Source organism: Marinomonas alcarazii, from assembly GCF_003208215.1.
Taxonomy (GTDB): Bacteria; Pseudomonadota; Gammaproteobacteria; order Pseudomonadales; family Marinomonadaceae; genus Marinomonas; species Marinomonas alcarazii.
Genome location: NZ_QKLW01000002.1, coordinates 374,400 through 401,169 on the forward strand (window position 1 = coordinate 374,400; position 26,770 = coordinate 401,169).

Consider the following 26,770-nt stretch of genomic DNA (forward strand, 5'->3'; position numbering starts at 1 on the left):
CATGACGATGTATTTATTTTTTAAGCACGCCATATGAAATATAACAACCTTGATAAAGTTGACAACCTATGACCATCTTTCCGCTCCCTGCTTTTCAGGACAATTATATCTGGATCATCCAAGATAAAGATAGCTCGCGCATCTGGGCAGTAGACCCAGGAGACGCCGAAGTGGTTCTAACTTATTGCAACAAGCATAACATGAGCCTAGTGGGCATTTTGATTACTCACCACCACAAAGATCATACTGGAGGTGTGGCTGAGCTAAAAAAACAATTCAATTGCCCTGTTTATGGACCAAGTCACCTAACCGAACTAGTGACGCACCCAATAGCCGAAGGCGACACAATCGACGTGTTTTCAGCAAGCTTTCGCGTTCTAGCAACCCCTGGACACACTCTGGATCACCTCTGCTATTTTTCAGACAACCAAGACCCTCTTTTATTCAGCGGCGACACTCTATTTAAAGGCGGCTGCGGGCGCATAATGGAAGGCACTCCAGAGCAAATGCTCAAAGCCATGGAAAGGATCTCAAGCCTGCCAGACAACACAATAATCTACGCAACTCATGAATACACATTAGCGAACTACCGATTCGCCCTTTCTCTTGAGCCAGACAATCCAGACCTAATACAGAGCAATAATAATGGTCAAAAGCAACGCTCTAATAATGAAGTAACATTGCCTACGACATTAAGCTTAGAGAAAAAAACTAATCCTTTTTTAAGAACCCATATAACGTCACTAAAAAATCAGGCAGCACAACAACTTAAAGAAAAACCAGCCACAGATTCCGTCGCCGCATTCAGCCAAGTAAGACGCGCCAAAGATAGTTTTAGTTGACCTCTATCGCAACGTCTTTAAAATGAGCAAACTTTATCCAAAATTGTGACCTAAATGACCTATAAAATTTTCTGGATTTGTCTTGCCTGCCTCGTTCTCAGTGCATGCCAAACCACCTCAAAACTTGATCAAAGCAATCCGTCTAATGATTCCGTAGAAGCAACGGAAGACGCAGATGTTCCAGAGGCCGACACAGAGCAATTAGGCTTTATTGATACTGTTCCTCCTGTAGACAGCGCAGAAGAAGAGCAAACAACTCAACAAGATGAGCCCATTGCCGTTATAGAAAAACCAAAAGCACCGGCAGATATTTGGGAAAGAATACGTGCTGGATACGGTCTAGACCTTGATATAGATCGTCCTCGCCTATCATCACAACTTCGCTGGTTTAGCTCTCACCCTTCCTATCTTGACAGAGTGTCAAAGCGTGGTGAGCGCTATTTGTACTACATTGTTGAAGAACTAGAAAAAGCGGGCATTCCGACTGAAATCGCCCTATTACCGATCGTCGAAAGTGGCTTTGACCCTTTTGGATACAGCCATGGTCGTGCTTCTGGCCCTTGGCAGTTTATTCCTTCGACAGGTCAAATGTATGGACTTGATCAAACTTGGTGGTACGACGGTCGCAGAGACATTATTGGCTCGACCCAAGCCGCTATCGCTTACCTAACACGCCTACATAAAATGTTTGACGGAAACTGGCTACATGCGCTGGCGTCTTACAACTCAGGTGAAGGCACGGTATTAAGAGCAATTAGAAAAAATAAGAAAGCAGGTAAACCGACTGACTTCTGGTCTCTCGATTTGCCAAAAGAAACTCGTGCCTATGTTCCAAAACTCATCGCACTGGCTAAAATCATCAAGAATCCGGAAAAATACAACTACTCAACGTATTTTATCCCGAACAAACCCTACTTTGATGTAGTCAATATCGGCGGCCAACTTGATTTGGCGCAAGCAGCAGATATGGCCGAAATCAGTATCGATGAAGTGTACCTGCTAAACCCAGGCTTTAATCAATGGGCAACGTCTCCAGATGGCCCTCATCGTTTATTAATGCCGATATCAAAAGCCAAACTGTTTAGAACCAAGCTGGCAGAAATACCAAGCAAGGAACGTGTAACTTGGGTTCGCTACACAGTAAAAGCTGGCGACAACTTATTACTCGTTGCGAAACAACACAACACCACTGTTAACGTGCTTCAAAACGTAAACAAGATCTCTTCCACGATGATTCGTGTTGGCCAAGAGCTAATGATCCCTGTTGCTGGTAACGATATAGAAAGCTACACCCTAAGCTCTCATCAAAGATTGCTTGCAAAACAGTCTCGAGCACCAAACCGTAATAGAATAAAAATAAACTACACAGTTAAACCAGGTGATAGTTTGTGGCTAATTTCTAACAAATACTCAATAGACAGCAAAACACTGGCTCGATGGAACAACATGGGCCTTGGCGATCCGCTAATGCCAGGCAAAAAGCTTGTCGTTTGGCTAGAGCCAAAAGCCTCTGAAAAGAGCACTCGCAGTGTGATGAAGAAAGTGGTTTATACCATTCGGTCTGGTGAGTCATTGGCTGTCGTAGCCAATAAATTCAAGGTTTCCATTAACGATATTAGAGACTGGAACCCCAAAGTTGGCAGCCAAAAGTACGTTCAACCAGGTGATAAAGTCACCTTACTTGTTAACGTAGTTGGTGGTTAATAACCACACCAAAAGAACCATAAAAAAGGGGCTGATTTAAAAATCAGCCCCTTTTTTTACTCATAAACAAAAATAGAAATTATTCGTAACGGCAAAGGTATGCTGTTGTTTCTTCTACTTTCACTTGGAAGCTTTGATTTGCTTCCACAATAAAAGTATCGCCCTTGGCGAATGACTTCCAATCAGTTTGTGCTGGTAGCTTAACGGTCAAAGCACCTGATACAACAGTCATGTACTCACGCTGGCTTGTCCCAAACTCATATTCACCAACAGCCATTACGCCTACTGTTGAAGTTCCTTCTGCATTTTCCAACGCAATGGACTTAACCTGATCATTAAAATAGCTGTTCACCGTTAACGCTGTGCTCATATATAAACTCTCATATTTATGTGAAAAAACTTTGTTATGGGTAGCCCAAGGCTCAAGAATGCTGATTGCCAGCCATCTCTTCAATAATCCACTCTTTAAAAGCCGACATTGCCGATGTGACTGAACGACGCTTTTCATAAACCAAATAAAACGAGCGGTTTGTAATTAAATGCTGATTAAACAGAACCTTTAGCGTCCCAGCTTCTATCTCGGGCATGATTAACTCAGGGTCTGTTAAAGAAATACCCAAACCTTGTGCCGCAGCACCAGCCGTTAAAGAGCCACTGGAAAACATTAATCCACGACGAAATAATTTAGGATCAAGGTCATGTTGCTGCAGCCAATCGTGCCATTCATCCTTTCGTTTTGTAACATGAAGAAGTGGATAAAAACGCATATCTTCAGGCTTATTTATTGGCTGTTCTGGCTTTATTAATCGCGGATTACAGACAGGCGCAAGACGAGCAGGACGCAGGTAATGCGCTTCAACGTCCTCCCAGTCACCTGCACCAAAATACACAGCCATATCGATGTCATTTGCAGAAAAATCAATCAAGCCTGTTGAAGAGCTAATCTCAATTTCGATATCTGGGTATCGCTGCTGAAAACGCTCCATCCTTGGCATTAACCAACGCGTAAGAAACGCTGGCGCAACAGCCAATCGAAGCGATCCTGATTTCTGCTTACTTTTCAGCTCAGAAGTCGCATTTTCCAATTGCTCAAAAATACTTTTAATCGGCTTTAAATAAGACTCCCCAGCCTCAGTTAACACTACTTTTCTTTTAGTGCGTCGAAACAATTCAAGACCTAGAAAGCTTTCTAGACCTTTAATTTGATGACTAATTGCAGAAGGTGTTACAGACAATTCCTTGGCTGCTTTATTGAAACTGCCATGTCGAGCAGCAGATTCAAAACACTTCAACGAGTTCAATGGGGGCAAACGATTAATAAGCTCATCTCCAATAGATAAGAAAGATTAACCAATAGCGTGAATATGGTTCACCTGTCAATTAAAAAATCTTTTCTGTTCCAAAAGTCACCTAAAAGCAACGAATTACTCGTCTTCATCACCAAAATTAGGTTTTGAATCAGCACGTTTAGCAGGCAATTTAAACGCCTCAAAACCATCCTGTTGGTTATCATGAAAACGTGCTTTCGCAGGCGCTTTCTTAGTCACCTTTTTAGACGATTTTTTGGACGCTTGGGCTTTAGGCTTTTTACTCACTGAGCGAGCCGGCTTAGGAGGTAACAATCCTTTAAACTTGCCTTCTAGCCCTTCAATCACTTCTGTCGAAAAGGTCTTCTGCAAGAAAGCTTCTATCGCTTTAAAGTTCACCCAATCTTTAGGGCCAACGAGCGAATAAGCATCTCCTTTAAATCCTGCCCGTCCAGTACGTCCGGTTCTATGAACAAATTCTTCAGCTTGTTTTGGTAAGTCGAAGTTAAATACATGCGATACACTGGCAATATCCAAACCACGAGATGCGACATCGGTACTGACTAAGACGTCAAATTGGCCCTTAGCAAAACTTTCCATCGTTTTATTACGAGCGCTTTGCGATAAATTTCCGTTTAATGCTTGAGTCGTCAACCCCCAATCAGCAATCATGTTGGATAAACGAACTGTATCATTCTTCGTTGCCGTAAAAACAATGGCTTGCTTAATCGTTTGCCCCGTCAAAAGGTGCTTTAATAATGCTTCTTTGTGATCTAGGTGATCACACAGTAAAACGTGTTGCGATATGTCTGTGTGCTCATCAAAGCCCTGCCCTACAGCCACACGCGAAGGTTCTCGCAACAGTTCACTGGCAATCGTGCTGACTTCTGTATTATCTAGGGTCGCTGAAAAGAATAACGTCTGACGTTGACGGTGATTTGCAGCCGCATTAATGGCTCTCATGGCATCAGCAAAGCCCAAATCCAACATACGATCAGCTTCGTCCAAAACAAGCAATTCCAGACCTTCTAAAAACACATGACGCTGCTTTAAGTGATCGACCAAACGCCCGGGAGTAGCCACGATAAAGTGCGGATCTTTTTGTAGCAACTTGTGCTGATCGTTAAAGTTTTCACCGCCTTGAATCAGAATTGAAGTAAAACGGCTGGACGCTAACAAAAGTCGTAGTTGTCCATATACCTGTTTTGCCAACTCACGAGTCGGCACCAAAATAACCACTCGAGGATCACGTTTGGACAAGGCTTTCTTTTTATAAACTCGATGCAGCGCAGGCAAAAGGTAAGCAAGTGTTTTTCCTGAACCGGTTTTTGAGGACGCTAATAAATCGCGACCAGCCATTGCCTCTGGGATGGCACGAGCTTGAATTTCAGTTGCCTTATCAAATCCCAAATGACCGATGGACGTTAAAATACGATTATCAAAACCAAATTCTTCAAATAACAAAAAAATACCCCTTTAATACTAAAATACCACGCAAACCAAGTGTCACGTTTAATACTTGTATTATAACCTAGACACAAAGAAATTCGTCATTCATCTTTCATTAAAAGATAGCTTTTACCCGCACTTATCACCCCCATTCCAGAGCCCTCGGCTGTAACAACTTGTTCCAAACAGTCAGCGATGCCATAAAACACATTACGGTTGACCAAAGCCTTCATCCCATAGCGCATAGAAACATAAGGCCGCTCTTCGTTTTGAAACTTCTCAAGCCAAATATCACAATCAACTCCTAGAATAAGGACATCCTCTGTTTGCGTAATAAATTCAATAGCACGACCCGCGCTTGTCTCTACCCACTGCCAACCCGTCACTAAAAAAGGAGCATCTTCCACTTGAATTCGCACCTTTTCCACCGGTGTCACCAGGAAGTATTCACCTTCCTCAAACCACAATATACGGCTGAACATAGTGACCATAGCTGGACGATTGATCTTCCCACCTTCGTGAAACCACTCACCATTCGCCTTGATCACCATATTCATGTCCCCACAAAAAGGTGGAGACCATGTGTGTACTGGAGGCAACCCTGACGTTTTTGTCTCAGACAACCCCTTTAACTCTTTATTTAACATGACGCCTCCTTAGATTCATCATCGACTCAGCAAGCTCATCAGATCACCAGAAGATTAACCACCTTCACTTCAACTACAATATAATTCAACTTTAGATGAAAGCCTTGAATTCATTTCACTGTTAGAATAGATCCAACAAACAAACATACCGCTGAGCAGAACACCATTATCCTGCCGCGTCTATTTAGAGTGTGACATTATGAAATCGGAATTGGCAACAAAGTTTCAAGACCCTACACGTGGTATCTACTTTATCGGCACAACGCCACCAAAATCTTCGCTTGAAGAAGAGCAACTCGCACAAGTTAGTCAAAAATTGCTTGAACGTCTTGATAATATCGACATCGATGGTTTGGTTGTTTACGACATTCAAGATGAAACCAGCCGTATTGATAAACCTCGCCCTTTTCCTTTTATGGAAACTCACGATCCGAGAGCTTGGTCTAAACGCCTTCACCAACAGTCTGGAAAACCTGTTATCACTTACAAATCTGTCTCATCTCGTAGCTCAGAAGAGTTTTCAGGTTGGCTTTCTGAAGCATGGGAACAATACGGCATTCGAGACCTAGTCTTGGTAGGCTCACCTTCTTCCAGTGGCGATATTAAATTGCCACTGCCACAGGCTTATGAAACCCTAAAAGCATCTGAACACTCTTTTAATTTGGGCGGTGTCACAATCGCTGAACGCCACGCTAAAAAAGGCGATGAACATTTACGTTTAAGCAAAAAAACAGAAGCTGGTTGTGAATTTTTCATTTCGCAAGCCGTATATAATCACCAAGCGACAGCAGACCTCATCAGCCGTTACGCAAGAACCTGCAAAGAAAAGGGTGAAGCACCAAAACGCATCATTCTAACCTTCACACCTTGCGGCAGCGCAAAAACATTAGAGTTCATGGAATGGCTAGGTATTTCGGTACCAGAAGCAACAAAACACCGTATTTTAGATGCCGAAGCACCACTGGACGAATCCATTAAGATATGTCGAAACGCTTTAGAGCAGATTATCGAAATCGCTTTACCACTAGGCGTTCCTTTAGGCCTAAACATAGAAAGTTTGACCAACCGCAAAGAAGAAATTGACGCCTCTATTCAGCTATACAAGCTATTAAAGGCGACATTAGACCTTAAATTAGCAGAGCAATCTCTGATTAAATAAGCGTTTTTAACTTCGCTAAAACAGACTCTACTTTAATATGCTGCATGGCCTTAGGGTCATGCACGCGTGTTGACCAAGGCAATTCTGCTGCTGGCTTCTGATATTCTTTCTCTACCAGTTCATCGTAAACACTGATCACCTTATCCAAATCGCGGTAAGGCCCAGTACGCCGAGGATCGGAGTGCGCATATAACCCCAAAACAGGCGTTCCCACCAGTGTCGCCATGTGTGCAGGCCCAGTGTCTGGAGAGATAACCAAAGCTGCATTTCTTAACACCGACAACATAATATCCAAGGGTGTTTTCCCAACCAGATTGACAACGTTTTCTGCGCGATCAGCCATGATACTGTTGGCGAAATCCATCTCGTCTTGGGATGGACCACCCGTCATGACGGGACATATCCCTTTCGCTAATAAATAGTCCAATATTGCTTGATAGCCTTCTATCGTCCAATTACGCTCTGCTTTGGACGCAGATGGGTTAATCACCACATACTTGGCTGGCAATCCAAATGTTTCAGCAGGCAAAGAAAGCTCGCAAGGCAAAGAAGGCTGATCAACACCAAGTACACTTGCAATAGATAAAAACGAATCCAGTACATGCTCGCCTTTCGGCTCTGGAGCATACTCATTCACAAACCAATGCTGTCGCTCACGAGAATGTGACAAAGCAAAACCTATACGTCGCTTCGCTCGAATCATTCTGGATACCAAACTCGCTCGAATTGACCATTGTAAGTGCAGCAGCACATCAAAGACCTGGCCTTTTAACTGAGAGCGTAATGCCAACAAACCAGAAAAACCGCTTTTTTTGTCGTATTCAACAACGTCCACACCTTCCAGCAAGCGCACAAGCTTAGCTTCTAAAGGAGAAGTCACCCAAGTCACTCGCATGGAGGGATAGCGTTTCATAATAGACTGAACCACTGCCATAGCGTGACATACATCCCCCAAAGCGGATAAGCGCACTATAGCCAAATGTTGAATATTCTCTTGCTGCATCTCGTCCTCTAGGGCTGCTTAAATTCAGCAAGTATTATAGAATAGTCGCCCTTGAATGTGTCTAACTTTGTAGACATAACCCACAGAGATCATGACAAAGCGAGTAACATGCCACAAGCCATCAAAATATCGCCCAATACAGTGTTACTAAAAAGCGATCCAGAGCTCCCATTATCCAAGACATGGTTTGATTCTTCATTTTGGCAGTTAGAAGGTGAACTCGCAGGCACAGGCAATGGACGTGGCGCCGTTTGGTTTATCAATAGTCAATTTGGCAAATTTGTTCTGCGCCGCTATCGGCGTGGCGGCTTGATCGCCAAAATTAACAAAGATCGTTTTTTATTTACAGGCAGAGACCGCACCAGACCATGGCTAGAACTCACCCTTTTAGAAACCATGCGCAACTTAGACCTTCCTGTACCACGCCCAATTGCAGGTATCTATTCGGTATCGGCTGGTTTTTATCAAGCCTTACTACTAACTGAAACAATACAAGGCGCTAAAGATTTATTCGACATAATAAAAAGTGATCAACAGGCTCAAATTAATTGGAATGACATTGGGCGAGTAGTAAAACGTTTTCATCAAAATGGCATCTATCATTCTGACCTTAACTGCCACAATATTATGATAGATGAGCAACAGAAAGTTTGGATTATTGACTTCGATAAGTGTGAGCAAAAAGCGCCTCACTCCAGCTGGATGGAATCCAATGTTGAACGCCTAAAACGCTCACTCGACAAAGAATCCAGCAAACATACAAATTTTCGTGTATCAGAAAAGCAATGGCAGGCTTTTTTGGAGGGATACCATGGCTAAAAAAACGACAACATTAGACAAAAGCATCACAAACTTTTTGGGACCAAAACACTGGTTAAGTTGGGGCGCGATGGGCGTCGCTTATTTACTCAGCTATTTACCTTGGTGTGGCCAAAAATTTCTGGGTAAAATTCTTGGTACGATACATTACGCTTTAAGTTCAAACCGTAAAAATATTTGCCATGTAAATTTAAAAATTTGCTTTCCTGACATGACGGATGCTGAGCGAACTCGATTAGCCAAAGCTCATTTCAAAAGCATGGGGATAGGTGTTTTTGAAACGTTTGCCTCTTGGTTTCAAAATCAGAAAAAGTTTCAATCACGAGTCACATTTGAAGGCCAGGATGTGATCGATCGCGTTCTAGCCAAAGGTCGCGGCTGCATCCTTATTAGTGGACACTTTTCTTCTCTCGATATTTGTGGAGGCCAAATGCCACGCTTTATCGATGTTCATCCGATCTACAAACTACAGAGCAACCCAGTTATGAACTGGGTAATGGAACGTCAACGCCAAGCCATTTTCTCTAAAACTATCGAACGTACTAATATGCGCGAAGTGTTGAAATCACTAAAACAGAACAAAGCGGTTTGGTACGCCGTGGACCAAGATTACGGACGTAAAAATTCAGTCTTCGCCCCTTTTTATGGTCGTCAATGTGCAACGATCGCCCATATTGGCCGTATAGCTAATATGACCAACGCCCCTGTTGTTCTTTACGACTATGGTAGAACAGAGAAAGGCTTTCACTTAAGTCTAACCGAAGTAGAAAACTACCCAACTCAAGATGACGTCGTAAACGCCACTAGAATAAACGAATTGATGGAAGCCATTATCGCTCCCAAAAAAGAACAATATTTTTGGTCTCACCGACGCTTTAAAACACAGCCTGTACCAGGTGATCCTTCACCTTACAAAAAATAAAAAAATAGCCACTAAAGAAACGTCTTTAGTGGCTATTTACCTCACCTATAATATTGCTCTTACCCTACAAGCTATCCCGAACTTCGGCCATTAGACGCAAAGATTTCAATCTGGCTTCGGAGTCATGGATTGGCATAGAGACAATCAATTCATCAACATTTGTTTTTTCTAAGAAACTAGACAGTTGAAAGGCAACCGATGCTTTCGAGCCCACCATAGCGTATTGCAACATATGCTCAACCATGTACTTCTCACTAGGCGACCAAATACCATCCATTGTTTCAACAGGCTTAGAGAAAGGCAGGTTGCGGCTACGACGCAAGTTCACAAACTGCTGCTGTGCTGAGGTAAACAAATATTTTGCCTCTTCATCGGTATCAGCGACGACAGCCATCACCCCCGCCATTGTATGAGGTTTAGACAGTTGCTCAGACGGTTTAAAGTTACGGCGATATACAGTAAGTGCTTGAATTAACTGATCTGGAGCAAAGTGAGAGGCAAAGGAATAAGGCAAACCAAACTCAGCGGCAACTTGCGCACTGTATAGACTGGAGCCAAGCATCCATAAAGGAACATGCGTGTTACGCCCAGGAACAGCCAAAACACCCTGATCACCACTGCCAAGTAAACGCTGCAACTCCAACACATCGTCAGGATAGCTATCAACAGAGGCATCCATATTGCGACGCAAGGCTCTGGCGGTTTGCATGTCTGTACCAGGTGCTCGCCCTAACCCTAAGTCAACGCGATCAGGATATAACTCAGCCAAAGTACCAAATTGTTCGGCAATAACTAATGGTGAGTGGTTCGGCAGCATCACGCCTCCCGAACCAATTCGAATTTTCGATGTTGCAGCCCCCAAATAGGACAAGACAACAGATGTAGCGGAACTGGCAACACCCGCCATACCATGATGCTCTGCAAGCCAGAAGCGAGCATAATCATGATTTTCAGCGGCAACTGCCATTCTACGACTCATCGCCAAGGATTCTGCAACTGAGTGGCCGTCAGCCACTGGTGCTAAGTCCAATATAGAAAACGGAACCATAATATTTACCTAATAAAGAATATACCTACTATGTAAGGCGCTTCTTTATCAGTGCAAGGAGACAATCATGCATATAATGCAGAAGCGCTTTGCCTTGGCAGCTCTTAAACAAAACAAGCTAGCGGTTTTCTAGACGGTTATAATCCAAAATACCACTTTCTCTTGGACGATCTTGTTTATTCAAGTTAGCAATGGCATCACTGACAAACCAAAAATTAGGATGCGTTCTGCGAATACCAAACGTATCCAATAAAACCGAATAATCTTCTGCCGTTTGCAGGCTGCCCACTTGTTTGGCCCAATCAATCAGCTCGCTCTCTTCTACCTGCATTAAGACATTTGGGTAATCGCCTAACACCCCTTTCACAAGGGTCACACCGTCTTCATCGGGTAATCGCGTCTCTTCTTCATCCAGTAAGCTTGAGATATTCGCATGCGCTTTATTGTGTATCAAACTGATCACTTCAAGCGGAACACCTTGCTGTGTAACCAATACCGTGGAGACATTAGGCAAATGAACCAAACCACCACCGCGCACAGCTTGCAGCTTGTATAGCGCCTCACGCTGATCTCGCGTTAATTTACTTTGTTCTAAGTCATGACTATGATCCAGCACGTTCGATAATTTTTCACGAAGCTTTTCATAGAGTTCTGATTGGTGATCATCCGTTACGTACTGCACTTCCGACTGACGACCAACCTTAATATAATCACTGAATATGTAATCCTTGATAATTTGACTTACATCTCGATACCAATACTTGCGAACAGATTCTCGATCTTCTTTAGGAAGGAAAAGCAAAAAGTTCATTTCGCCTTCCATTCTCAAAAAATCCATATATAAGCGCGTTACAAGCTGATGACCCACGTTGCCATAAACATCAAAACCCGCCACCAGAAGGTAATGGATTCGCTCCAATAATGGGTAATCAATCACCCAAGCGGTTTTGGGTTGCTGTCCGACCATGCCTTTTACAACGGACGCGTTGTCAAAATGACGGAAAATAGTCAAAGCCGCATTTGTATTAACGCCTTCACCATCCCAAATCAAATCTAAATCCAAAGGCGTATTGTTGAACCCAGCACTTTCAATCAAAGCCGCTTTGGCAGACAAATATGACTTCTGCTGCTCTGAAAATCTGACCCATGACGCGATAGGCAAGCTATTGCTTGAGGCAGGTAAATCTAAGCCCTGCACTTGGTCTTCTAAATAATCTGTCGAACCTTTACCGTAGACGACTTCTGGATCAATAAAATACACCCAAAATTGATCATTGATCACATTTACCGCCACTTGACCACGACAAACAGGGCCTTTTATAAACGACATAATCGTTTTTTGCGAATGATCTAATAAAAAGCGGTAACGAGCATGCGTAGGTATTTCTTGAAAGGTTTTAAACGGATTCGATGCAATTTCAGGCTCATAACCAGGATCTTTGGTCACGTCGTAATCACTGGAATAAAAATACGATTGCCAACGAGCATAACGCGCCTCATCCAGCTGCATAGGAATATGGTTCTTTTGTACTTTTACTTCTTGATCTAACCAAAGTCGGTAGTAAACACGCTCCACACCTGGATCATCATAAGGTCGTCGAGTGGCGATTCTCTCAATAGCTTCCCCTGGCGGCGTTTTAGAACGAACAAGTTGAAAACGAAATGCTTCGCCGTCATCAAGATACAAGCTATACAAGTAGAGATGCTCGTAAATATAACGCGAGACTAATTGAGTCTTTAAATCATCGCCATTTAACCGAGATTCCCATAGCGCAACTTTCTTTTTAAGATCGGCCGGAGCCTGCGCCGCCGCCGGCATTTTCCCTCCAGTGGCTAACCAACGAGATAGCACATCATACTCACTGGGGCTGAGTGCCGGTAAGCCATAAGGCATTCCCCAGTTTGGGTAGTCTTGTTCAAACTGGTTATACTCTTCCACACTGACACACTGCTGATCACGAGCCAATGAGAAATCATATTCATCAGACAATACAGGCTGGGTAAATGAGCCCTGTTTAGCACGTAATGCGATCGCCCTATACAACAAGCTACCTTGTAAATTCGCTGCCGGTGATTGATCTCTCTCATTTAAGACTGGATGAAAACCTTTTGATCGCCACTCATCAGTGGTATTGGCATCAATAAATAAACGCGTAGGTGAAGAAGCCAACAGGCGAGTGCCATCGTAAACCAACTCTTTTGAACCGCCTCGCTCAAGACCAGCGGGCGCGGTTAATTTCAACTGACAAGGTGCGTCATAACAGGCATGACAAGAAACACAGCGACTATCAAGAATGGGTTTAACGTGTTCATTATAAAAAGCACTGTCTTCTTCGCTAACCTCAACAACACGATGCTGTGAATTTTGTTCGCCGAATACCGTGTCAAACTGGTGTGTTGCATAGGCAGCACAGCCCGACACCAATACAATCAAACAAAGAAAAGTCAGCCATCGAGACATTAAAAAGATCCTCTTGTATATTTCATCTTTTTTTAATCGTGTTATTCAAAGTTAAAAACGCTTCATTTACTAAATATAACACGTCAATGTCATCATTTAGGCTTCATTAAAAAAATGTTCTTTTCTAAATAAAAAAACGCCTTAAGGCGTTTCTTTATGTGTGATTTTACAAAACAAACTAGGCACTTGTTTGTTTATTCGTCATCAACAATACCATCATCTGGGTATTCGTCTGACAACTCATAAGAATCATCACCCATATCATCATTAGCCATCAGCAGAGCTTCTTCATAAGCGCCGCCAAATTCAATACGAGTTATATCATATAAGTCATATTCAAATGTTTCATCGAACCAACGAGCATCAGAACCAATTTCCTCAAGCTCATACGTCACAGAATCGGCACGAACCACACGACCAATTTCGCAGCTATCTGGTTCTACTTCTTCACGATGAAGTGTCACCAGTCCAAACTCTTCACTAATATCAATCAACATGACCGCTAAATCATCTAGATCAACTTCTGGATCAACAACTTCTTCGCCACGAAGCGACAATACTTTTTTCTGGAAGTCATTAAAGGGAGCAGGATGCGCAAAATCGCTAATATCCTCTAAAAAGAGAACTTGATAACCATTTAGACGAACACTGTCATCCACTAATTGGAGCAAAACCATTTCTTCGTTGGCATCCACGACAAAACCGTCCGTCCAACTATCTGGTCCGTCCAATTCTTCACGAAAAATGCGAACAACATTATTTCGAGTGCGGGCTTTTTCCAATTCGATGAGCATATCGGCTCCCTAAAAAAACGTAAAAAAATAAACAACGCTAGTGTAAACCTAGCTCGCACTAGGAACAACTACTCTGACACTTAAGAATTAATTCAGCACTTCGTGCCAATTCTCAATCATATTAATGAGGTCTTCTAAACCACATTCGGCCTGAATACCGTCTGTCGATGTCTGATAAAAGCTGTCTTGTGAATCAAACATGGCTTTTATCTCTTCTTCAGCTGAATCAAGATCAATTTGTCTAGACACAGACACACCCTCTTCACTGACAATAACGTCAAAAGGGCCATGCTTGAATTCTGTTGTTTCCTTTTCTGTTTCCGCTAAACGAGCAGCAATTAATACGCGCTGAATGCTTTCAACATCACGCACATACTCAGACACCCATTCCCCAATTGCGGCGAACTCATATCCAGTATAAATGCGATACACATTTTCGTCCTGATCAAAGGCAATTTCATAATCCATGACCGTGAACCTCACTGCTTGTCATTTGTATTCTCATCATGCTTAGTAGACTGGGCTTGATCCGTTTGGTGTGTTTGATTATCGCGATAAGCTCGATTACTCGCTTGCTGTCGCTGCGGAACGGCCGCAGCTAACCTTGCTTGCCTTTCTGCCTCTTTCTTCGCTTTAGCCTCTTCCACCAAACGCTCTTCATGCGCAATCATTTCTGGTGTTTCCATCACGTAAGGCCCAATCGCGCCAGCCCTTACATCATTTAAAAAAACTTCTGCCGCCTTATGCATATCGACCTTGCCACCAGATCGCAAAGCGCCTCGCTTAGAGCCAATCACTCTCAAGACTTCATATGGGTCCGACGACACATCTTTTAATTTATAGCGTGTCATCAAGGCATCTAAATAGTCGGTAATAAAAAACTTCACTCCGACTAATGCGACATCTTCGTAATCAATAGCCGTATCTCGCACAGCACCAGTCACAGCTAAACGGTAGCTTGCATCTGGGTTTTCAATTTTTGGCCATAAAATGCCAGGTGTATCTAATATCTGGAAACCGTTTGTCACTTTCAGTTTTTGTTGAGCCTTTGTCACAGCTGGCTCATCACCGACTTTGGCAACACGTCGCCCTAAAAGAGCATTCATTAGACTAGACTTGCCGACATTAGGAATACCAGCAATCATCGCTCTAATCGGTTTTTCAGCACTGCCCCTATGAGGAACCATCTGTCCAACCCACTGACTAATTCTCGCAACGTCTGCTTTATCCAATGTCGAGAATGGGTGCGCTAAAACCGTTTCACTACCACGCCAATGCTCTAACCATAAGTCTAGACGAGCTTTGTCCGCTAAGTCTTTTTTATTCAACAAACGCAAAACAGGCACATCACCACGTAATGTATTCAACATGGGGTTTTGGCTGGAATCAGGAATACGGGCATCCAACACTTCAATAACGATGTCAACTTGCGCCATGACCTCTTCGATCTCTCGACGCGCTTTATTCATGTGCCCTGGATACCACTGAACGCTCAACCTAACTCTCCCATTTCAACCACGCTTTTTTCGGTGGCGAATTCTACCATAAGTTCTTACAAGATAGAGAAAATACTCTATTAAGAAAAAACATTACTCTGCCATGGCTATTTTAGTACTGTGGGCGCCTTATATCTGACTCAGATCAAGGCAGCGCTAAACAAACAATCTATACTCGTCCATTCCAGATTAAGCAAAGCAAGGAATCTGCACCTAGCTTAACGCATAGTCTGGTTGTTCTCTCGATTGGGCTGACTTTCTACTAGAGAGTCGCCAAGCCCATTAGCCGAGGCTGTGTGTGGCCTCGGCTTTTTTTCATTTCTTCATCTACAAACTTTAGTAAATCAGGATACAGACGTAAGAACGGCGCTTCTGCCTGTTTGATTACCAGCTCTAAGTCCTCTACAAAATCAGCCAAATACTCGCCATGACGCCAGCGTCGCATAATGGAATAAATTGCCTTCTCCACACCATCAATGGTGCCCAGATTTGCCAACCAGTTTTCGTTTTCCAATGAACGAATCATGTTCTGCAAACGTTCTGGACTACGCTCTTTATCTTGCACTAAGCCAAATAATGCTTGATCACAAAAAGCATCTAACGGAACAGAACTAAAGCGATCCCAATATTGTATGAGCCAATAATCCATCACAATGTCTTGAACGATTCCAGCAAAGCGACGACGCCCTTTTCTCGGCATAGAACGAAACGACACACTGGCCTCGTGGTTATCCACCATCACATCCACTTTCTGATGCAGCTGCCAACCGATCCACAGATCGGCATCAAGACTTTCCACCTCAACCGAAAAATCCCCCAGCAGATTACCTACCCATGATGTATGAGTAAGAGAAGCAATATGAAGATGTGCAAAATAATTCATGACGACCTGCAAGTAGTGGAAAATTGAGCGAAAGCTTACGCGACATTGTTATCTAAATACGCCAGCAAATAGCAGTCTTACTGTCTTTTTACTCTTTTTTTTGCAAAAATGGCCAATTGTCATCTTTATGGTCAAGATTTAACATTCCTCTAGGATCTACATTACACCAAGCCGAGGTCTGTTAGGTACCAAACACCACACTCGAACATTCAGCCTACTAACGAGACAGAAACAATGAAGATAAAGGTTATTATAGCCTGTTGTTTGGCTTTACTTTTATACAACAAGGCAGTGGCAACAACACTGAAAATAGCCTATGACACGGACCCTGTTTCATTAGACCCTCATGAACAATTATCAGAAAGCACACTGCAATTCTCTCATCTTGTTTTTGATCCATTGCTCAGGTGGAATAAAAACGGGCAATTCGAAGCTCGCCTTGCCACCAAGTGGGAACGACTCGACAGCCATACAATGCGTTTTTTCCTAAGAAAGAATGTTGTCTTTAGTACAGGCAATACTTTCTCATCAAAAGATGTTGCATACACCATAGAACGTTTAAAAAAATCGCCCGATTTTCGCGCCATGTTCGACACAATAGACAAAGTCACAATGGTTGATGAATATACTATTGACGTTCACACCACTTATACCAACCCATTATTACTGAATATAATGACCTATGTCTTTCCAATAGATAAAGCCTTTTATCAGGGGAAAGATCAAATCATTAAATACGGTGAAACATTTGCTTCTCGCAATGTGTCTGGAACAGGGCCTTACATTCTAGACAATCGTGAATTAGGTAGCTGGATGGAGCTAACACGAAATCCAAATTACTGGGATAAAAACTCAAAAGGCAACGCCGACAAAATTATTCTCACGCCCATCCGAACGGACTCCACTCGGCTTGCGGCGCTACTTTCAGGAGATGTGGACTTTATCTTTCCAGTCTCACCGATTGATATCGAACGGGCAAAAAAAGTCTCAGGCATCCAGCTCGTCACCCTGCCAAGTACGCGCATATTATTGCTTCACATGAACCAAAATAGACGCAAAGAGTTTCAGGATGTCAGAGTACGAAAAGCCATCAATTTAGCCATCAACCAAGCGCTAATCGTTGATAAAATATTAAAAGGCTACGCTACACCAGCGGGCCAGTTAAGTTCAGACAGGTTTCTCGGACACATCAACGGCCTTGAGCCAGAATACGATGTTGAAAAAGCACTAGAATTAATGAAAGAAGCCGGTTACGAAAAAGGCTTCCGCATTAGCATGATGGCACCCAACAACCGCTATATGAGTGATGAAAAAGTCGCCCAAGCCATCAGTGCCATGCTTTCCAGAATCGGCATTACTGTCGAATTAAAAACCCTTCCCAAAGCGCAATACTTTAAAGAGTATGATAATCGCAGCGCAGACATGATGATGCTCGGCTGGCAATCAGACACAATGGATTCCAACAATTTATTTGAATTTATTATTGCTTGCCCAGATACCAATACGGGCATGGGCGCTTATAATGCCAGTGAATATTGCAGACCTGAAATCGATGCGGATATCCGCCAAGCAAATAGAGAAATGAACCCAGAGAGACGCCTGCGACTTTTACAGCAAATCGAATGGAAAATTTATAACGATTCTGCCGTCGTGCCTCTTTACTGGCAATCTCTGACTTGGGCTGCCAAAGACGGCGTCAATATAAAAGACATAGTCAATGATCAAAACTACCCGCATATAGGAGATCTATTCATTGAAGAATAGAGAGTACACCAATCACATTAAAGGTATACTGCCCCTAAACACAGCCTTAATGATAAGTGGATATATACCTTTCCTATGCTGATTTTTTTACTACGGCGCTTACTGCAAGCTTGCTTTGTCATGATCATTATCAGTTTGATTAGCTTCTCCATTCAGGACAAGTTAGGTGACCCAGTACAACAAATGGTGGCCATGACTGTATCACCAGAAGAACGCAACCAATTACGTAACGAACTTGGCTTGAATGATGGGTTTCTCATTCAATATTGGCGTTTTGCTAAAGGCGCAATTCAGGGTGACCTTGGCACCTCTTATTATTACAAAGAGCCTGCGCTGGACGTCATTTTGGAAAAGCTACCAGCCACATTAGAGCTGGCCTTTTGCGCGATATTAATTGTGATCCTGATTGCCACCCCTTGTGGTGTCATGGCCGCAATTAAACCCAAACATATACTTTCAAGACTGCTCATGGTGACAAGTTCTATTGGCCTTTCCGTCCCCATCTTCATTGTCGCTATTCTGATGGTGTACATTTTTTCGATAGAACTCAATATTGCCCCCAGCTTTGGCAGAGGACAAACTACTGAAGTTTTAGGGCTATGGGAAAGCGGTCTATTTAACAAAAATGGACTCAGTCACCTACTTCTGCCTAGTTTGTCATTAGCCATTGCATTAATGCCTATTTTTGTTCGCTTAATCCGTGCTGAAATGATGGACGTCTTACAATCTGAATATATCCGCTTTGCTTGGTCAAAAGGCCTATCCGCCCGACGCATTTACTTTATTCATGCGCTAAAAAACACCATGCTCCCCGTGATCACTGTTGGCGGTATTCAAGCAGGTACTTTAGTAGCTTACACCATACTTACTGAAACTATTTTCCAGTGGCCTGGTATGGGCTTTTTATTCATGGATTCCGTTAGCCGAGTCGATACACCATTGGTTTCTGCGTATTTAATAGTGGTGGGAGGCATTTTCGTTATCACAAATACCTTTGTTGATTTGATTTATGGGTTATTTAATCCAACTGTACGCTTAGCGAGTCATGGTTTATGAAGCACCCAAAAAAGGACCTCACCCACCCTATCGCAGGCAGTCGTTGGAATCATATTTGGTCTGGCGTGGTGGGCGACAAGCTTGCAATGATGGCGCTTATCATCTTTGTTTTTTATTGCCTTGTGGCTTTACTTGCTCCTTTAGTCGCGCCCTATGATGTCTCAGATCCCGCTTTTATGGATCTTCTTAACTCTGAACTCCCTCCTAGCTGGATCAGTGGGAACAGTCAGTTTTTGCTGGGCACCGATGCCCAAGGCCGAGACTTACTGTCCGTCATTTTGTACGGCACAAGACTGTCACTCACGATAGGAATTTGTGCCGTTCTGATTCAAGTAACACTTGGTATCTGCATTGGTTTAGTTGCTGGCTATTTAGGTGGCCGTATTGATAACTTTCTGATGCGCTGTGCTGATATTCAGCTGTCTTTTTCAAACATGATGGTGGCAATTGTTTTTTTAGCTATTTTCCAATCTTTATTTGGTATGGCTCGCTATCAGCAGCTTGCTATGGTCATTCTTATTCTGGTTATTGGCTTAACCGAATGGCCACTATTTGCCAGAACCATTCGCGCCTCAGTATTGGCTGAAAAACAACAAGAGTATGTGGATGCCGCCAGAGTAATGGGAATCAGCTCGAAGCGCATTATGTTCCGACATATTTTACCCAATACCCTGTCACCTATTTTGGTTATTTTCACGGTACAAATAGCTAACGCCATTGTGGCTGAAGCTGCCCTGTCCTTTTTAGGATTAGGCATGCCTGCCACCGAACCGTCACTCGGCTCGCTTATTTCAGAGGGGTTTGCCTATATGTTTGCTGGCTCATGGTGGATATGTGTCATCCCAAGCATCACGCTCATTATTTTGATATTAGCCATGAACTTGCTAGGAGATTGGTTGCGCGATCATTTAAACCCAAGGGCGTACAAAGATTAATATGAATTTACTCAGCGTTAGCCATTTAAACGTCAATTTTCATATGAAAAAGCGCGAACTCGCTGCCCTTATTGACGTCAGCTTCACACTTAATAGAGGTGAAAGAATCGCCATCGTCGGGGAATCAGGCGCGGGCAAGTCGATCCTAGGATTCTCTATCGTTAATTTGATTAGCAAGCCTGGATATATAGAGTCGGGCTCGATCAAACTAGAAAACAAAGAACTAACGACAATGAATTTGCGTCAGTTACAAGAAATTCGCGGCAAGCGCATCGCAATGATCTTTCAAGATCCTATGATGACGTTAAATCCAGTGCTCACTATTGGCAACCAATTAGTTGAAACCATTCGCAGCCACACTAACATTTCTTATAAAGACGCCCGTAATATTGCCATCGAAAAACTTCATAATGTGCAAATTTCATCCCCTGAAAAACGCTTTGATCAATACCCTCATGAATTATCAGGTGGCATGAGACAAAGGGTTATCATTGCGGCTGTTTTATTACTGAACCCAGATATCATCATTGCTGACGAACCAACCACGGCTTTGGATGTCACCATTCAAGCCGAAATCTTGCAGTTACTTTTGAGCATTTGCCGAGACAATGGTGTCGCGCTCATTTTGATTAGCCATGACCTTGGTGTGGTTTCAAAAGTGGCTGAGCGTACCTTAGTTATGTACGCTGGCCACATTGTGGAAGAAGGGCCTACTCTGGAAATAATTAATGACCCACAACACCCTTATACCCAAGGCTTGTTGAATGCACTTCCTCAGATGACCATTCCTGGCCAACGACTGAATCAAATACAAGGCAGCATGCCATCGCTGGCAGAACGCCCTACGGGCTGTGCATTTCATCCTCGCTGCCCTTACGCTACTCAAAAATGCAAACAAGAGCAGCCACAGTTCATTTACAGCGGTGTGTCCAGCGTGGCGTGTTTTATGATAGAAGACATGCTAAATGAATTCGCTGATACAGATAAGGAGGTCTTGTAATGGCAACGCCTCTTATTCAAATCAGCGGCCTAGAAAAAGCCTTTTCAACCAATGAAAGCTGGCTCGGACAGTGGCGCCTTCGCCAAGGAAAACTAGCCAGACACAAAGACAGTGTTCACGCACTCAACGGAGTTAACCTAACCATAAATCAAGGCGAAACCTTATGCGTGGTTGGTGAAACAGGCTGTGGTAAATCAACACTGGCACGCGTCATTATGGGACTGACGCCGCCTAGTGCCGGTGAGATTCATTATCTAGATCAGCGCATCGATCAACTAAACAACCGTCAACGCATGTTTTTTAGACGCCGTATGCAAATGGTGTTTCAAAACCCGTATGCATCACTTAACCCTAGAATGACGGTGTATCAGACACTCAGCGAGCCAATTTCATTTCATAATCCGCAATTGTCGCAATCGAGTGTGGATGAAAAAATCGATGAGCTTTTAGAGTCCGTAGGTATTTCGGCTTCCAGTTCCGATCGCTATCCTCATGAGTTTTCTGGCGGACAACGTCAGCGAATCAGTCTGGCTCGCGCTCTATCAGTTGAGCCCGACTTTATTGTCGCGGATGAGCCACTTTCAGCACTGGATGTTTCCGTGCAAGCCCAGGTTCTCAATCTGATGATGGATAAACAAGAAGAGCGCAACCTCAGCTATCTGTTTATCACTCATGATTTAGCGGTTGTTGAGCATTTTGCAACTCGCGTCGCTGTTATGTACCTAGGCAGAATTTGTGAGCTATCTCCAACGAGCACTCTATTTAGCTCACCAAAGCACCCTTATACACAAGCGTTACTATCTGCCATACCTCGACTAGACAGTAACACAGCCCAACCTATTAGACTCATTGGTGAAGTACCAACACCAACAGAGAAGCCTATAGGGTGTGTTTTTCAGGCACGCTGTCCATATGCAAATCAACGTTGCTATGAGTCTTCTCCTAGCATGACATTGCAAAGCGATGGCAGCAGCGTTGCTTGCCACGCCATTGAGGAGGGTCGACTATGACACTCCTAATTGCACTGCATTTTATGTCTTCTGATCGTCGGGAGGCCCCATGGAAATAAGATGGCTTGAAGACTTTATCGCTCTTGCGAAAACACGTCATTTTTCGCGTGCAGCAGATGAACAAAACGTCACCCAACCTACGTTCAGTCGACGCATAAAATTACTTGAAGAAGAGATGCGCGTAACGCTGATCGACCGTAACACGTTGCCGTTGTCATTAACCCCTGCTGGGGAAGTATTTCTGCAGAGTGCAGAACTCATAACAAGACAATTAAGAGACACAAAAGAGCGTTGCCAAGAAATTCGTAAGCAAGAAGAGTCACAGATACGCTTTGTAACGACGCAAACCCTGTTCCTTAGCTTTTATAAAGAAGCAATAGAACCTTTTTGCGAGCAAATCGATATGGAGCTCGACATCAATATGAAATCCAGCTCTTGGCTTGGCATCGATTTTGTCAACTCTTTGATGGATCAGCAATGCGATATCATGTTGTGTTACTGGCACCCTGCTATTAACTTTATTAGAGCCCTTGATGATGAGCAATATGAGCATATTGTTATCGCTCAAGAAACGCTCATTCCATGCAGTGCGACCGATACCAACGGCGAACCCAAGTTCACTCTACCAGGAGCAAAACGCAAACCTTTGCCCTACATTGGCTATTATGAAAACTCATTCTTGCAGCCAGTGATTCATCATCACTTACAACGCCAGCGAGAAATCCCGCAGCTACAAACACTGTCGGAAAATTATCACTCCGTCAGCATTAAAGCCATGGTTAAAGAAGGTTACGGTGTTGGCTGGATCCCCAGACGCCTCATGCTAGATACATTGAATTATGGCAAGGTGGCTTTGGCAGGGGAAGAGAATTGGAATATCCCTCTAGAAATACGCATGTATCGATCTAGGTTCAATCAAAACCCCAACCTAAATCAATTTTGGGAAGCCATAAAGAATAAAATCGCCCGTAACGGATCACTCTAGACCGTTACGTCACGGTTTGTTATAGATAAATGGGCTGACTAGCAGCCCTATTCATTCAATGCGAGCACAATAGGATCACTCCCCATGTTTTGGGGACCTAAGGCTTTACTGAACAAATAGCCTTGCCCAATGTCGCAACCATACTCTCGCAGCAACGCCAATTGCTCAACGTTAGTAATCCCCTCAGCAATAACTTTCAAACCTAAACTATGGCTTAAGCGGATAATCCCGTTTGTTAACGCGGCATTGCTTTCGTCATTCATGATGTCACGAATAAATACCTGATCTATTTTGACGGAATCAAATGGAAGGTTTTTCAAATAGCTTAAACTAGAATAACCCGTACCAAAATCATCTAACGCTAAGGTTATGCCAAGACGACTAACTTGTCGTAGCAGTTCCGCACAACCTTCTGGGTCTTCAATTAAAATCGACTCTGTCACTTCAATCTCAAGCAGCGCAGGGTCGACTTTATACCGATCTAACAAGGCTAATAATTTAGGCAAAAAATCGACTCGTTTTAACTGTGCAGCCGAGCAGTTAATCGCAATGGGTGGGACATTAATTCCTTGCTTTTGCCACTCAAGAATGTGACGAAACGCTTGTTCAAATACCCAATCTCCCAAAGGTAAAATGATGCCACTTTGTTCCGCAATAGGAATAAATTCGGCAGGAGAAACCACCCCAAGTTCTTCATCCTTCCAGCGCAACAAAGCCTCCATACCAACGCAAGACTCAGTAACCAAATCCACTTTAGGCTGAAAATGAAGCTCTAGACTTTCTTGCTGTAAGCCTTGGCGTAATCGTGTTTCTATTCGCACATTACGTGCAAATCTCCGCCCCATTTCAGAGTCATAAAAGTGATGTGTCGCTCTGCCGGAATTCTTCGCTCGATACACAGCCATATCGGCATTTTTTATCAATGTAACGGCATCTAAACCAAACTCAGGATAAAGAGCCATACCAATAGAACAGCCTATGTCGAGCGTTAACCCTTCGACAAAGTAGCTTTGACTTATCTTGTGAATAATATCTTTAGATAACCCATTAAGTTGGGAGACGTCTTGATCATCGTTTTGTACCAACAAGACCAAAAAAGTATCTCCCCCCAAATAACCAACCACTGTATTTTCAGGTAAAATAGACGTTAACCGCTCTGACACCTTAACCAACAACTTATCACCTAGTTCGTGACCAAACGCATCATTGATTGTCTTAAAGTGGTCTAAATCCAAAATCATCACGGCCAACTTTTTATCTTCTTGCTGACAAAAAGCGATTAGTTCAGTGAGCTTTTGTTGCACCTGATAACGGCTTAGCAAGCCCGTTAACTCGTCTATTTCAATCCGCTTCTTGGCATAATCCAAAGCAGCGTAATAAGTAGATAATAGTTTCTTAGTGTACAAAGATGAGCCGAGAGCCAACAAGCCAAAGACCCATAAAGGACTCACTTCCCAAGGCGCAACACTTACGAGCATGCCGGATATGAAAACACTAATAAAAACAATGTAATGCAGATTTTTATTTTTCACTTTTTCCCTTGAATCAGCCATTATTGACTCGCTAGTAGCCCGTAAATGAAATGCCCTTTAATATCATATCAACTTTGTGACGGTTAACTTTACCTATAAATAATAGCACCAACACCTAATAATTAGCGAAGCAAAGTATTTAGCCGTATTTTCTGATATTATTTGCTTATTATTTTTCTAATATACAGGCCTTTTGTGACCCAATTTCAACACACTCTTACCAAGACACTTCCCACTAAGCTTAACAGCCTACTTTCGGATATGGGGTTCACGACCTTTACTCCTATTCAAGAGCAGAGTTTACCTCCCATTATTGAAGGGAAAGACATTCTCGCTCAGGCACAAACTGGCAGCGGTAAAACCCTGGCATTTGCCATTGGCCTGTTACTAAAAATCAACCCTCGCTTTTTTGGTGTACAAGCACTAGTCATGTGCCCAACTCGCGAGCTGGCTGATCAAGTGTCAAAAGAAATCCGAAAAGTGGCACGCTACCAAGACAACATAAAAGTATTAAGCCTATGCGGCGGCATGCCTTTTGGACCACAAATCGGCTCATTGGAGCATGGCGCTCATATCGTTGTTGGTACGCCTGGTCGCTTGATGGAGCACCTTCGCAAAGGCACACTTAAGTTAAATGCGCTTAACACATTGGTTTTAGATGAAGCCGACCGCATGCTAGACATGGGATTCGTTGACAGCATTCGTGAAGTGGTTGAGTTAACTCCAAGCAATCGCCAAACCCTTTTATTCTCTGCAACATACGGCGATGGTATTGAAGCGATTAGTGGCGAATTTCAAAAGTCCCCAATTGAGATCAAAGTTGAAGCGCAAGAAGACCTAAAACCGAATATCGAACAATTTTTTGTCCGCAGCGAAAACGCGGATAAGTGCACCACCTTGTTGGCGGCCTTGCAGCATTTCGAACCGCGCCAAGCAATCGTATTTTGTAATACCAAAGCGGAATCACAAGTGGTCGCGGATTGGTTAGCAGATCATAAAGTAGCCGCTCAAGCTATTCACGGAGACCTTGAGCAAAGACAGCGCGATCAAGTACTCGTTCGCTTCAGCAACCAAAGTAGCTGCGTATTAGTAGCTACTGATGTAGCAGCTCGCGGTATTGATGTGAAAGAAATCGATCTTGTGGTGAACTATGACACCACCCGAGACACAGACGTACATACTCATAGAATTGGTCGAACAGGTCGTGCAGGGGCTGCCGGTATTGCGGTTAACCTAGTCACCTCTAAAGACGATTACAAAGTACGCGACATTGAAACTCGCTTTAACACCACAGCGAACTTCATCGAGCTTGACGCTATCGATCCGCACTATCGACTGATTCCACAAAAAACCACCATCTCTTTTGATGCTGGTCGTAAAAACAAACTTCGCCCAGGCGACATCCTTGGCGCGTTAACCGCTGGAATTGGCTTAGATAAATCTCAAGTAGGAAAAATTGATATTTTTGATTTTCACGCTTATGTATCGGTAGACAATGATGTCGCAAAAACCGTTGTAAAAGAATTCGAGAACAAAAAAATCAAAGGTAAAAACATTCGAGCGCGCATCCTGCGATGATCCAAAAGCTCACCTCACCGACAGCGCAAGCTGTCGATTTTGTTATTGGCGCACTGATTATTGGCTTTGCCACCCTAACACCTATCGATCAGCTCCCTACCGCCCCCGGCACAGACAAACTCCACCATATAATCGGCTTTGGAGGCTGGGCACTGCTCTGTGCGTTTGGCCCCATTAAGCGTTTTCTTTTATTGTCTGTCGTTATCCTATGTTCAGGTGGTGCGATTGAACTGATTCAACCCTATGTGAATCGTTACGCTGAATGGATGGATTTCTATGCCAATACACTTGGCGTTACTCTTACAGTACTAGGTCGATTACTCATTAATCGGTTGCTTAAATCAAACACTAAGGTTTGATGAAAGTACAAAAGAGA

Annotated in this window: 25 protein-coding genes; 13 read left to right on the plus strand and 12 right to left on the minus strand. The window is 43.3% G+C overall.

Annotated elements, in window-relative coordinates; genetic code table 11:
• Positions 1 to 68 precede the first annotated feature (68 nt).
• The gene (gene gloB, locus DFP75_RS06670; RefSeq protein WP_110573526.1) at positions 69 to 842 is read left to right on the plus strand and encodes a hydroxyacylglutathione hydrolase; all 774 of its coding nucleotides are present in this window, start codon (positions 69 to 71) and stop codon (positions 840 to 842) included.
• A gap of 54 nt (positions 843 to 896) precedes the next feature.
• Positions 897 to 2,546, plus strand: coding sequence for a lytic transglycosylase (locus DFP75_RS06675; RefSeq protein WP_110573529.1), 1,650 nt, complete (start codon positions 897 to 899; stop codon positions 2,544 to 2,546).
• Between the two features lie 79 nt (positions 2,547 to 2,625).
• On the opposite strand, the gene ppnP is transcribed toward DFP75_RS06675, so the two are convergent.
• The 4 genes from ppnP to DFP75_RS06695 all read right to left on the minus strand — a co-directional run bounded on the left by ppnP (position 2,626) and on the right by DFP75_RS06695 (position 5,949).
• Positions 2,626 to 2,916, minus strand: coding sequence for a pyrimidine/purine nucleoside phosphorylase (gene ppnP / locus DFP75_RS06680; RefSeq protein ID WP_110573531.1), 291 nt, complete (start codon positions 2,914 to 2,916; stop codon positions 2,626 to 2,628).
• A gap of 52 nt (positions 2,917 to 2,968) precedes the next feature.
• Positions 2,969 to 3,856 carry a transcriptional regulator GcvA gene (gene gcvA / locus DFP75_RS06685; protein WP_342767498.1) on the minus strand — a complete coding sequence of 296 codons (888 nt, stop codon included), beginning with the start codon at positions 3,854 to 3,856 and terminating at the stop codon, positions 2,969 to 2,971.
• Positions 3,857 to 3,970: 114 nt separating this feature from the next.
• Entirely contained in the window at positions 3,971 to 5,317 is a 1,347-nt protein-coding gene (locus DFP75_RS06690) for a DEAD/DEAH box helicase (protein ID WP_110573535.1), read from the minus strand.
• An 86-nt stretch (positions 5,318 to 5,403) separates the two neighbouring features.
• On the minus strand, positions 5,404 to 5,949 hold the full coding sequence (locus tag DFP75_RS06695) for a DUF1285 domain-containing protein (protein WP_110573537.1): 546 nt from the start codon (positions 5,947 to 5,949) through the stop codon (positions 5,404 to 5,406).
• Between the two features lie 199 nt (positions 5,950 to 6,148).
• On the opposite strand from DFP75_RS06695, the gene DFP75_RS06700 reads away from it, so the two are divergent.
• Positions 6,149 to 7,108: a methylenetetrahydrofolate reductase gene (locus DFP75_RS06700; protein ID WP_110573539.1), complete on the plus strand. Its 960-nt coding sequence runs from the start codon at positions 6,149 to 6,151 to the stop codon at positions 7,106 to 7,108.
• Here DFP75_RS06700 and DFP75_RS06705 read toward each other — a convergent pair.
• A complete protein-coding gene (locus DFP75_RS06705; protein WP_110573541.1) occupies positions 7,101 to 8,111 on the minus strand; it encodes a glycosyltransferase family 9 protein in 1,011 nt (336 codons plus the stop codon). The genes DFP75_RS06700 and DFP75_RS06705 overlap by 8 nt on opposite strands.
• Positions 8,112 to 8,219: 108 nt before the next feature.
• Here DFP75_RS06705 and DFP75_RS06710 point away from each other — a divergent pair, with 108 nt between their 5' ends.
• Entirely contained in the window at positions 8,220 to 8,930 is a 711-nt protein-coding gene (locus DFP75_RS06710; RefSeq protein WP_110573543.1) for a 3-deoxy-D-manno-octulosonic acid kinase, read from the plus strand.
• Positions 8,923 to 9,852 carry an LpxL/LpxP family acyltransferase gene (locus DFP75_RS06715; protein ID WP_110573545.1) on the plus strand — a complete coding sequence of 310 codons (930 nt, stop codon included), beginning with the start codon at positions 8,923 to 8,925 and terminating at the stop codon, positions 9,850 to 9,852. Before DFP75_RS06710 ends, DFP75_RS06715 begins: the two co-directional genes overlap by 8 nt.
• 64 nt (positions 9,853 to 9,916) lie before the next feature.
• On the opposite strand, the gene DFP75_RS06720 is transcribed toward DFP75_RS06715, so the two are convergent.
• From DFP75_RS06720 to DFP75_RS06745, 6 genes are all read right to left on the minus strand, one after another.
• A complete protein-coding gene (locus tag DFP75_RS06720; RefSeq protein WP_110573547.1) occupies positions 9,917 to 10,900 on the minus strand; it encodes an LLM class flavin-dependent oxidoreductase in 984 nt (327 codons plus the stop codon).
• Positions 10,901 to 11,018: 118 nt separating this feature from the next.
• The gene (locus tag DFP75_RS06725) at positions 11,019 to 13,361 is read right to left on the minus strand and encodes a fatty acid cis/trans isomerase (RefSeq protein ID WP_110573549.1); all 2,343 of its coding nucleotides are present in this window, start codon (positions 13,359 to 13,361) and stop codon (positions 11,019 to 11,021) included.
• A gap of 194 nt (positions 13,362 to 13,555) precedes the next feature.
• Positions 13,556 to 14,155 carry a hypothetical protein gene (locus DFP75_RS06730; protein WP_110573551.1) on the minus strand — a complete coding sequence of 200 codons (600 nt, stop codon included), beginning with the start codon at positions 14,153 to 14,155 and terminating at the stop codon, positions 13,556 to 13,558.
• A gap of 87 nt (positions 14,156 to 14,242) precedes the next feature.
• Complete coding sequence (locus tag DFP75_RS06735) at positions 14,243 to 14,623, minus strand: YacL family protein (protein ID WP_110573553.1); 381 nt, start codon at positions 14,621 to 14,623, stop codon at positions 14,243 to 14,245.
• An 11-nt stretch (positions 14,624 to 14,634) separates the two neighbouring features.
• A complete protein-coding gene (gene ylqF, locus DFP75_RS06740) occupies positions 14,635 to 15,651 on the minus strand; it encodes a ribosome biogenesis GTPase YlqF (RefSeq protein ID WP_110573555.1) in 1,017 nt (338 codons plus the stop codon).
• A 262-nt stretch (positions 15,652 to 15,913) separates the two neighbouring features.
• Positions 15,914 to 16,534 carry an acyl carrier protein phosphodiesterase gene (locus tag DFP75_RS06745; RefSeq protein ID WP_110573556.1) on the minus strand — a complete coding sequence of 207 codons (621 nt, stop codon included), beginning with the start codon at positions 16,532 to 16,534 and terminating at the stop codon, positions 15,914 to 15,916.
• Positions 16,535 to 16,768: 234 nt separating this feature from the next.
• Between DFP75_RS06745 and DFP75_RS06750 the strand changes: the two genes are divergently transcribed.
• The 6 genes from DFP75_RS06750 to DFP75_RS06775 all read left to right on the plus strand — a co-directional run bounded on the left by DFP75_RS06750 (position 16,769) and on the right by DFP75_RS06775 (position 23,284).
• Positions 16,769 to 18,298 (plus strand): ABC transporter substrate-binding protein, encoded by a 1,530-nt coding sequence (locus DFP75_RS06750; RefSeq protein ID WP_110573558.1) that lies wholly within the window; start codon positions 16,769 to 16,771, stop codon positions 18,296 to 18,298.
• A 75-nt stretch (positions 18,299 to 18,373) separates the two neighbouring features.
• The gene (locus DFP75_RS06755; protein WP_110573560.1) at positions 18,374 to 19,354 is read left to right on the plus strand and encodes an ABC transporter permease; all 981 of its coding nucleotides are present in this window, start codon (positions 18,374 to 18,376) and stop codon (positions 19,352 to 19,354) included.
• Positions 19,351 to 20,289 (plus strand): ABC transporter permease, encoded by a 939-nt coding sequence (locus DFP75_RS06760; RefSeq protein WP_110573562.1) that lies wholly within the window; start codon positions 19,351 to 19,353, stop codon positions 20,287 to 20,289. Before DFP75_RS06755 ends, DFP75_RS06760 begins: the two co-directional genes overlap by 4 nt.
• 1 nt (position 20,290) lies before the next feature.
• Positions 20,291 to 21,289 (plus strand): ABC transporter ATP-binding protein, encoded by a 999-nt coding sequence (locus DFP75_RS06765; protein ID WP_110573564.1) that lies wholly within the window; start codon positions 20,291 to 20,293, stop codon positions 21,287 to 21,289.
• A complete protein-coding gene (locus DFP75_RS06770; RefSeq protein ID WP_110573566.1) occupies positions 21,289 to 22,299 on the plus strand; it encodes an ABC transporter ATP-binding protein in 1,011 nt (336 codons plus the stop codon). The genes DFP75_RS06765 and DFP75_RS06770 overlap by 1 nt, the downstream gene beginning before the upstream one ends.
• Positions 22,300 to 22,348: 49 nt before the next feature.
• Complete coding sequence (locus tag DFP75_RS06775) at positions 22,349 to 23,284, plus strand: LysR family transcriptional regulator (protein WP_110573568.1); 936 nt, start codon at positions 22,349 to 22,351, stop codon at positions 23,282 to 23,284.
• 47 nt (positions 23,285 to 23,331) lie between these two features.
• On the opposite strand, the gene DFP75_RS06780 is transcribed toward DFP75_RS06775, so the two are convergent.
• Positions 23,332 to 24,837, minus strand: coding sequence for a putative bifunctional diguanylate cyclase/phosphodiesterase (locus DFP75_RS06780; RefSeq protein WP_110573570.1), 1,506 nt, complete (start codon positions 24,835 to 24,837; stop codon positions 23,332 to 23,334).
• A 174-nt stretch (positions 24,838 to 25,011) separates the two neighbouring features.
• Here DFP75_RS06780 and dbpA point away from each other — a divergent pair, with 174 nt between their 5' ends.
• Both dbpA and DFP75_RS06790 read left to right on the plus strand, forming a co-directional pair.
• Complete coding sequence (dbpA, locus tag DFP75_RS06785) at positions 25,012 to 26,394, plus strand: ATP-dependent RNA helicase DbpA (protein WP_110573572.1); 1,383 nt, start codon at positions 25,012 to 25,014, stop codon at positions 26,392 to 26,394.
• Positions 26,391 to 26,753 (plus strand): VanZ family protein, encoded by a 363-nt coding sequence (locus tag DFP75_RS06790; protein ID WP_110573575.1) that lies wholly within the window; start codon positions 26,391 to 26,393, stop codon positions 26,751 to 26,753. The genes dbpA and DFP75_RS06790 overlap by 4 nt, the downstream gene beginning before the upstream one ends.
• Positions 26,754 to 26,770 lie beyond the last annotated feature (17 nt).